9 protein-coding genes are annotated in these 8,414 nt (G+C 57.0%); 5 read left to right on the top strand and 4 right to left on the bottom strand.

Annotated elements, in window-relative coordinates; translation table 11 throughout:
- The first annotated feature begins 230 nt into the window (after positions 1-230).
- The 5 genes from P775_RS13550 to P775_RS28965 all read left to right on the top strand — a co-directional run bounded on the left by P775_RS13550 (position 231) and on the right by P775_RS28965 (position 4,898).
- On the top strand, positions 231-1,409 hold the full coding sequence (locus P775_RS13550) for a tyrosine-type recombinase/integrase (protein WP_099911486.1): 1,179 nt from the start codon (positions 231-233) through the stop codon (positions 1,407-1,409).
- Complete coding sequence (locus tag P775_RS13545) at positions 1,396-2,220, top strand: hypothetical protein (RefSeq protein ID WP_099911485.1); 825 nt, start codon at positions 1,396-1,398, stop codon at positions 2,218-2,220. Before P775_RS13550 ends, P775_RS13545 begins: the two co-directional genes overlap by 14 nt.
- 122 nt (positions 2,221-2,342) lie before the next feature.
- Entirely contained in the window at positions 2,343-2,549 is a 207-nt protein-coding gene (locus tag P775_RS13540; RefSeq protein ID WP_099911484.1) for a helix-turn-helix transcriptional regulator, read from the top strand.
- Positions 2,539-2,853: a hypothetical protein gene (locus P775_RS13535; protein ID WP_099911483.1), complete on the top strand. Its 315-nt coding sequence runs from the start codon at positions 2,539-2,541 to the stop codon at positions 2,851-2,853. Before P775_RS13540 ends, P775_RS13535 begins: the two co-directional genes overlap by 11 nt.
- Positions 2,853-4,898: a hypothetical protein gene (locus P775_RS28965; RefSeq protein WP_099911482.1), complete on the top strand. Its 2,046-nt coding sequence runs from the start codon at positions 2,853-2,855 to the stop codon at positions 4,896-4,898. The genes P775_RS13535 and P775_RS28965 overlap by 1 nt, the downstream gene beginning before the upstream one ends.
- 514 nt (positions 4,899-5,412) lie before the next feature.
- Here the strand turns inward: P775_RS28965 and P775_RS13525 are convergent.
- From P775_RS13525 to P775_RS29890, 4 genes are all read right to left on the bottom strand, one after another.
- Entirely contained in the window at positions 5,413-6,057 is a 645-nt protein-coding gene (locus P775_RS13525) for a DUF6680 family protein (RefSeq protein ID WP_099911481.1), read from the bottom strand.
- A gap of 20 nt (positions 6,058-6,077) precedes the next feature.
- Complete coding sequence (locus P775_RS27610; protein WP_143520903.1) at positions 6,078-6,431, bottom strand: 4-fold beta flower protein; 354 nt, start codon at positions 6,429-6,431, stop codon at positions 6,078-6,080.
- A gap of 231 nt (positions 6,432-6,662) precedes the next feature.
- Complete coding sequence (locus P775_RS13520) at positions 6,663-7,559, bottom strand: sugar transferase (RefSeq protein WP_245875693.1); 897 nt, start codon at positions 7,557-7,559, stop codon at positions 6,663-6,665.
- Positions 7,556-7,834, bottom strand: a complete 279-nt coding sequence (locus tag P775_RS29890) for a PadR family transcriptional regulator (RefSeq protein WP_425439909.1) — start codon at positions 7,832-7,834, stop codon at positions 7,556-7,558. The genes P775_RS13520 and P775_RS29890 overlap by 4 nt, the downstream gene beginning before the upstream one ends.
- Positions 7,835-8,414 lie beyond the last annotated feature (580 nt).

The following is an 8,414-nucleotide window of genomic DNA, read 5'->3' as shown; positions in this document are numbered from 1 at the left end:
GTGTTTTGTGATTTTTTGGTTGCGGGAGTTGGATTTGAACCAACGACCTTCAGGTTATGAGTCTAACCGTCGGATGTTTGCGCAACTTTGCTGAATGCATTTCTTTATATACTTATCAGTATCTTATGCTTCATATCCAGCGATAATCTTTGCCTGTCATTGCTCAAATTTGCCCCAGAGTGTAGCACCAGCGTAGCACCGCCGTAGCACCACAACCGGGAGAGACGAGCTTGGCCAGTCACCATTTGAACTTCACCAAAGCCGCGCTGTTTAAGGCACCCCCCGCCCCCAAGGGGCGCAAGGATTACTTCTATGACGAGCGGGAACAGGGCCTGGTCATGGCCGTATCGTCTGGCGGGGCCAAGACCTTCTACCTCTACAAGCGCATCCAGGGACGGCCCGAGCGGGTGTTGCTGGGACGCTTCCCCGACATCAGCATCGAGAACGCCAGGAAGGCGGCGCAAAAAGCCAAGGGCGAGATTGCCAGCGGCAAAAACCCGCAACAAGAGAAGCGCGCGATCCGCAGCGAGATGACCTTTGGCGCGCTGTTCGAAGAATACATGGAGAAGTATTCCAAGGTGCATAAGCGATCCTGGGAATACGACCAGCGAGAGGTCACCAAGTTTCTGTCCCATTGGTTCAAGCGCAAGATATCGGTGATCACCAAGGCGGAGGTCGAACGGCTTCACGCCAAGACTGGCAAGGAAAATGGCCTTTATCAGGCGAACCGTTTGCTGGAACGGATCCGGTCGATCTTCAACAAGGCGATTGGCTGGGGCTGGGATGGCGCTAACCCGGCCATGGGCATCAAGAAATTCAAGGAGCAGAGTCGCGACCGCTTCCTGCAGCCCGACGAGCTGCCGCGCTTTTTCGAGGCCCTGGCAAAAGAGCCGAACGAGGCAGCACGGGATTTCTTCATGGTCTCGCTCCTGACCGGGGCGCGCAAATCCAACACGCTGGCGATGCAATGGTCGGATATCAACTTCACCACCGCGACCTGGCGCATCGCTCAGACGAAAAACGGCGAACCGCAGTCGATCCACCTGCCCGTGCAGGCCATGGACATCCTGACGGCCCGCAAGTTAGCGTCCGTCAGTCCTTGGGTCTTTCCAGGGCGCGGGGCAAGGGGCCACCTTGCGGACCCAAAGAAAGCCTGGTCGCGGATCCTGGCGGAAGCGGGCATAGACGATCTGCGCATTCACGACCTGCGCCGCACTTTGGGCAGCTACCAAGCCGCCACGGGCGCGAATGGCTACATAATCGGCAAATCCTTGGGCCACCGCAGCCAGCAATCCACGGCGATCTACGCCCGCCTAAACCTAGATCCCGTGCGCCTGTCCGTTAACAAGGCAACGGACGCGATGTTCAGTTACTCGCGTTCAGAGGAAGCAGGAGATGCAATTGACTGACATGCCGTCTTATCCCCGCCTGGCGATTGGTCCCAACCTTCCAGAGGCTGAACAGATCGAAGCCTTAATGACTGTCACCCTTGTCGACGAAGTCGCACGCCATGCAGAATTGACAGAGACCGACGGCGCGCGGGAGGCTTTGAAGGTCGGAATGGTCGAATCGTGTAACGCCTATCTGCGAGGCGCTTGGGATCGGGAAAACCAGCGGCCTGAATCGCAGGATAACCAGGCCTTGTGGCGGGTGTCCCAAGCGGCGCAGACGCTTTACGATACCCTGCTGGACTTGCAGAGTTATCCCGGTGTGGAACCCCAATTGGAACGAACCATAGATGAGTACAACGGTCTCTATGCCTTAGCGGCAGGCACCGACCTTTCAAAATTGACTGGAACGCGCCAAAACATATTCCACGAATTTCGAGAAATTTTGGTAGACCTCCAAATCTGCGCTGAAAACACTGCAAACCTGCAGCCAAAACCACAGATACTTGAGGCGATTGAGGGCGACGAAAAGCCGATACGGGTCGACACTGACGAAAAATTGTTAGAGCGTCGAAGTGAATGGCGCAAACGAACCAAAACGCGCAAATTTCCAAAGGATCATGCCGCTCAGGAGTTTTTGCGGCAGTTTCGCAAGACCTGGAAAAGGCTATCCCCGCATCCCTTCACGGAAGGCATGTACTATGGCGAGACGGGCCAGACTGTCTCGCGGTTGGTCGATGCCAGCCATACCGTCCTAAAGGCGATTGAGCCAGGCGTGACGCGCCAGAGCATTGTCAATTCTGTGCGAAAGATGAGGGACAGCGCAACATAAGCTTTCCATCGTGAAAGTGGAGTGTCACGCAGCACTTCACTCTTACGATCAGCTTCGCTCGCGTTTGTTCAAGCGATACGACAGCATATCCTCATCTTAACCTATTGATGAGGAATGCTAAAATGAACTCCACACAGAAAAAGCTTATGACACCCCAGGACGTGGCCGAACGCCTTGGCGTTTCCACCACCACCCTGAGCACCTGGCGCTGCACCAAGCGGTATCCGCTGGCCTACGTGAAGGTGGGGCGTCTTGTGCGGTATCGCCTGGCCGATGTGGAAGACTTCGAATTGGCACGCCTTCAGGAGATGGCCGCCAATGACAATTGAAGCCCTCCCCTTCCGTCATATCCAGTTTGTCGCGGTGAACGCCGCCTGTCTGTCGAGCTTTTCCGCTCTGCTGGCGTCCTGGCTGCCCGATGGGCATCGCTGGGGCCAGGAATGGGTGGCCCGCAACCCGACGCGGGCTGACCGGCACCCTGGATCCTTTAAGATCAATATGAAAACCGGCTACTGGGCCGACTTCGCAACAAGCGACAGGGGCGGCGATCCGGTAAGCCTTTACGCCTACCTCAACGGCGTTTCCCAAGTGCAGGCCGCACGGGATCTTGTCGAAACCTGGGGGATGATTTGATGGATCAGGCCATTGCAGACCTGCGCCACCCGAAGGCAGGCAAACCCACACTGCAGCATATCTATCGCGATGCGGACGGCACGCCGGTCCTGGTCGCCAATCGCTATGAAAAGCCGGACGGCAAATTCTTCCTGCCCTACGATCTGACCCGCCAAGACTGGAAGGCGCCCGACACGCGCCCGCTCTATCGCCTGAACGATCTGATGGCGGCGAATGCCAACCGCGCGGTGATCGTGACCGAAGGCGAGAAATGCGCCGATGCGCTGGCCGAACTTGGATACGTCAGCACAACGACCTTCGGCGGCTCCAATGGCGCGCACAAGAGCGACCTGGCGCCGCTTCGGGGCCGCAAGGTTCTCTTGTGGCCGGACAAGGACGCGCCTGGCCTCAAATACGCCGAAGGCCTGGCGGTGACGTTGCACCGGGAACTGGGCACCTTGCCCCGCATCATTCCGACATCGGATCTGGTCTTGGACAAGGTCAGGGGTGCCAACCAGGCATCGGCGCCTGGCGCCAGCTACCCCAAAGGCTGGGACGCTGCCGATGCCGTGGCCGCAGGCTGGGGCGTGCGTGAGGTCAACATGCTGATCGACCTGGCGCGGCCCCATGCCAGTACGCCTGCAAATACGGATCAGGCCAAACCGGAGGACGAGGCGCAGCTGTTCGAGGATCTTGAGCTTTGGCACACGCCCGATCAACGGCCCTTCGCGACCTTCCAGCGTGAGGGTCATTGGCAGTCGCTGGAACTGACCTCGGGCAGCTTCAAGCAGTTGCTAGCCTACAAGACCTTCCGCGCCACGGGCAAGGCGCCAGCCGCTGCAAAGCTGGATGACTTGCAGCGCCAGATGATCGGCCAGGCGCGGTTCGAGGGCGCGATGCGTTCCGTTCATACGCGCATCGGGCAGAACGGCGACGCCATTGTTCTGGATCTGGGGGGCACCGATGGCGCCCGCGTCACGGTCAAGGCCGATGGGTGGCGCATTGATCACGCAAAGGAGCCGCGTTTCGTGCGGTCTCCCTCCGCTGCCGCCCTGCCTGCACCACAGCCCGCAACAGGAGACATTGCCCTTCTGAAGCGCTTTGTGAACGCGGGCAGCGAGGCGGATTTCCAGTTAATGGTTGCCTGGCTTCTGGGTTGCTTGCGCCCCGAAGGCCCCTATCCTCTGCTGATCCTGAGCGGTGAACAGGGCAGCGCAAAGAGCACCACATCGAAGGTGTTGCGCTCCCTGGTCGATCCTTCAACGCTCGCCACGCGCAGCTTGCCGCAAGACGAGCATAACCTGGTGATCGCGGCGCGTGGGACGCATGTTCTGGCCTTCGACAACCTGTCGCGCATCAAGCCGTCAATGGCGGATGCGCTCTGCCGCCTGGCAACCGGTGGCGGCTTTGCCACGCGCAAGCTGCACAGCGATTCCGACGAGGTGCTGTTTGACGCCACCCGGCCCTGCCTGCTGAACGGGATCACGGACCTGGCGGAACGGCCCGACCTTGCAGACCGCGCCATTGCGCTCACCCTGCCCTCCATTCGGGAAAACCGCCGCGCCTTTGAGGGCGAGTTGTGGGACAGCTTCAAAGAGGCACGCCCGCGCATCCTGGCAGGCTTGCTGGATGCCGTCAGCGGCGCCCTGGCGCGCCACGACAGCGTGACACTGTCAGAGCGCCCCAGGCTTGCGGACTTCGCGCGCTGGGTCACTGCGGCGGAACCAAGCTTGGGCTGGCCACCCGGCGCCTTCCTTGCGGCCTATCAGGCAAACAGGCGAGAGGCCGAGGAAGCGGCCCTTGACGGCAACGCGGTTGCCAGCGCCATCCTGGCCCTGGTCACGGACAACGGCACCTGGAGCGGCACAGCCGTCGAGCTGATCCTGTCCCTGCGCAAGCGCTATCCGGCCATCACCGAAGCCGCCGAAGCGTTCCCACGCCAAGCCGCCGCCTTCGGTGCAGAACTGCGCCGGGTCACCCCGCTCTTGCGCCGCAGGGGCGTGACCCTCGCCCATGCCCGTGAGGGAAAAGACCGGCGCCGCGTGATATGTCTGAATAAGGCGTAATCGCTGTCCGCCCTGTCCGCCGCTGTCCGCCATCATATTCAACAGGGGTTGGGGGCGGACAGCGGCGGACAGGGCGGACAGCAAAATATGGCTGTTTGTAGTGGCAGGTGCGAATGCCACCAGAGCAGTCACTCGCCCCATGTGCCGCAAACTCACTGAGCCAGCCCTTTCGAGACGGTCGCGCCTCCCGCAGCATCAAGCCTCGCCTAAGGCATGAAAGGAGGAGATCTGCTGTTAATTGCCTCTGCTTGAGGAAAGCGGTCATTACAGGATGGAGGTACTTCCACTTATGCTGCGCCATCAAACAAAGCAGCTAAGCGCAGAAAACGGAGTTTGCAAAGTCGGGACCGTTGCGCCAGTCAACGACAGAAACTTACTTCGAAGTGCTCCAACGCGACGCGTTTTTGCGGACGTTCGCCACGATTGAGAAATCTGGCTGAGGGTGGAATCATGCTTTGCGAGACGAGACTGCCGCTCTTCCAATCTCGGCTATCGGGAACCGCCTGGTCCCCTGCTATCCACGCTCCGTTATGCCCTCGGTCTTGTCGCTGGACTGGGCAAATGGCTTCCTCCCTTGCAACACGTCGGTCATCACCTGTTGCAGCGCAGCTTGCAGTTCAGCGCTGCCGGGGTCGGCGTTAGGGAACTCCTTGACCGCCAGCGGCAGGGCGATTTCACCCGACAACAGACTAGCAAGCCCCTTACGGATGATTGTTTGTTCAGTCTCGAAGTCGCCATGCGCTTTGGGTGAGTATATGTCGCGGCCAAGTTGAGCACGGCTGAACGTGTAGCCAAGGAACTGCGATATTAGGTGAAGCATGTCGAGGAACAGGTCGTGCCGCTTTTGTGCCCATGCGTCGTTCGTCGGCAACCGCTCGTCGTGGTGATCAATGTAGAGCTTCCACGCCTCGTTGATCTTCTTAAGCTTTCCGCTTGGCCCGTAAAACTCGACAGGCACCGCGTTTAGCGCTTCGACGTGCTGGGGCGATAGCATTGCCGCCCGAGTGGCCATAAGGGTTCGGAAGATGGAGAGCCGCCGTTCCTTTACGTCCCTTTTGCGCTCAAGCCACTTCTGCGCTTGGACGGCCAGCACGGGGCCGAGCAATGCAGCGGCGACGATAGCAACGTCAGTCAGCCTTATGGTGTAGTCCCAGATCATCAGTGGTATATCGGTGTCCCTTATTGCCGGAAGTACAGACCGGTAGCGCAGCCAGACCAGCTCATGCCGCGCATTGGCTTCATGTGGGGCACCTGCCGAACCGATTTAACGGGGCGAACGCTGCGCACCGACTTAACAGGCTTCACCGACCGCATTGGGCGTATTGGACCGCCAGAGGCGTCAGGAGAGAACAAAGCAGGCTGATTGGACCTGTCGTAGAGCCAACCATTGTGAATCCAGCCAAGCAAGCGACCTGTGAAGGAATAAACCTTGTCGCTTGCGAAATAGCCCACTGGTTCGCCGCTCCACAGGTAAAGGTTTTCGCCGTCTGGCGAGTAGCAGGTAGCCTGCCCATTTCTGTCGAAGAATTCCATGTGTTGTCCCTAGGGCTGTCTCATCACCTAAATATAGATCAAGTTCGCGATTTGTTCAAAGTTTCGCATTTATGGCGTCTGCAAAGCGAATCAATCCCCTGCGAACGTTGGCCAGCCGCTTCGGTGGCTGCGCAGCGCATAAATCGCGGGTGGTGAATTCGCATTGCGGCAACAGTCTTGGTTGCAAACCAACGTGGATAACAGCATCCCATCATCGGCTGATCAGGAAAGCTATTTGAAATTGCGAAACTCATCACTGATTATACTTCCTGCCGTACTCAAAATGATGCGCAAATCTTCAAGAAAAGATAGACGTTTATAATATTCAGCATCTGCTCTCTCACGATCCCGATAGCACACTGTTCCAGCTCCTGATCTCTGCCGCGTTCCGGTGATGCCTGGCTTCATCAATTTGTAAGTTGAACCTGCATCTGAGTACATTTGCTCTTCGAAACGACGCATCGGACGCGGTCCAACAAACGACATTTCGCCCTTAAAAACGTTCCAAATTTCAGGTAACTCATCAATACTTTTGCCCCGTAGGAAGGCTCCAATCGCCGTAATTCTAGGATCAGCCTTGAGCCGCAAATTTGCATCCCATTCCGTTCTAGCATCTGGGTTATCAGACAAGTATTTCCTTAAGATGCGCTCAGAGTTAACCTTCATTGTCCTCAACCTCCAGCACCGGAAGACTTTTCCGTTTCTGCCCACAACATTTGTGCTAAAAAATAAAGGTCCTCCGTCTAATTTTATCATAATGCAGACAGGCAAAAGAATAATAAAAAGTCCAGGAGTAATCATAACGGCAAGCCAAATGTCAAACACTCGTTTATTTCTTATGTAGGTGCGTCGGCTATCTTTTGAAAACCCTATGACACGCGCTATACGGCCAGATCCCCACAGAGAGATCGACAAAGAATGCCATAGTTTCAGGGTCAACTCCGGCGTTTCATCTAAATGCGCAAGCCACTCTTCGTAGCAATCGATCTGAGAACCTTCGTCGAGTTTTTCCGAAGCTCTCTGCAGAACATACCTACAAAAACGAGGTATTAGGGTCTTCGCATCTTCGCTGACAACGCGACCGACCACAGCGACAAATATCGCCCCGAGCACCATCAAAACACTCATCCGAAAGCCACCCCGTCCTGACAGCCACGCAAAGGTCTTAGCTCTAACCGCAGCTGGCGCATACGACCTTCAACCGCGTGTAGCCCCTGTCCAGTAATGCGGTAATACTTTCGTCGGGGGCGGCCAAGATCGCTAGGCTCTGCATTTTCCCACCTTGAACTTAAAAGTCCTAGTTTATCAGCCTTGACCAGTAGTGGATAAACGGTTCCAGATGAGAACCCCAACAGCTTACAGATTTCATACCCTGAACATTCCTCCTCAGGACGGGAGGCCATGGCCATCAAAAGTTCGAGTGTGCGCCCGTTTATAGACATCGAATAACCTCATTGCTGATGATATCTATATCGAAAATCTACATAGGTGGCAACTTCGATATTGTTTGGCTGACACGCAAACGAATAAACCTCTTTCTTAAGTGCAAAACGTCCGACAAATTTGACTTTCACGTCACATTGCTGACCCAGATATGAGATCGCCACCCGCAAAGACGCACCGGTACGGACCAGAAAGGACGACCATGGCCGAAGGCCCGCACGCTGGCTCGAGGAGGCAGGGTGCGAGCCATTCGGACTGGGAGGATGGCCGCACCTTAGGCATGGCGTGCCGTGTTCTTGGGACCCCGCACCAGTCACGCCTGGCGGGTCGCTTAGCGCGAGCCTAGGTGCATTACCTGTGCTTCGTGGCCTGCAGTGTATTTTGCGCTGCAGTGTAGCACCGGCGTAGCACCGTGGGGAATGGCAGGAACGCAGAAAGCGCCCCTTGGGGCGCCAAAGTGTTGATACTGTTATGTAAAATTGGTTGCGGGAGTAGGATTTGAACCTACGACCTTCAGGTTATGAGCCTGACGAGCTACCG

Source organism: Puniceibacterium antarcticum, assembly GCF_002760615.1.
GTDB classification, from domain to species: Bacteria; Pseudomonadota; Alphaproteobacteria; order Rhodobacterales; family Rhodobacteraceae; genus Puniceibacterium; species Puniceibacterium antarcticum.
This window is presented reverse-complemented; position numbering and strand designations above follow the sequence as displayed.

What these genes read in the sequence shown, in the direction of transcription:
- P775_RS13545 (WP_099911485.1), top strand. Translation starts at nt 1,396, where the DNA reads ATGCAATTGACTGACATGCCGTCTTATCCCCGCCTGGCGATTGGTCCC.
- P775_RS13540 (WP_099911484.1), top strand. Translation starts at nt 2,343, where the DNA reads ATGAACTCCACACAGAAAAAGCTTATGACACCCCAGGACGTGGCCGAA.
- P775_RS13535 (WP_099911483.1), top strand. Translation starts at nt 2,539, where the DNA reads ATGACAATTGAAGCCCTCCCCTTCCGTCATATCCAGTTTGTCGCGGTG.
- P775_RS28965 (WP_099911482.1), top strand. Translation starts at nt 2,853, where the DNA reads ATGGATCAGGCCATTGCAGACCTGCGCCACCCGAAGGCAGGCAAACCC.
- P775_RS13525 (WP_099911481.1), bottom strand. Translation starts at nt 6,057, where the DNA reads ATGATCTGGGACTACACCATAAGGCTGACTGACGTTGCTATCGTCGCC.
- P775_RS27610 (WP_143520903.1), bottom strand. Translation starts at nt 6,431, where the DNA reads ATGGAATTCTTCGACAGAAATGGGCAGGCTACCTGCTACTCGCCAGAC.
- P775_RS13520 (WP_245875693.1), bottom strand. Translation starts at nt 7,559, where the DNA reads ATGAGTGTTTTGATGGTGCTCGGGGCGATATTTGTCGCTGTGGTCGGT.
- P775_RS29890 (WP_425439909.1), bottom strand. Translation starts at nt 7,834, where the DNA reads ATGGCCTCCCGTCCTGAGGAGGAATGTTCAGGGTATGAAATCTGTAAG.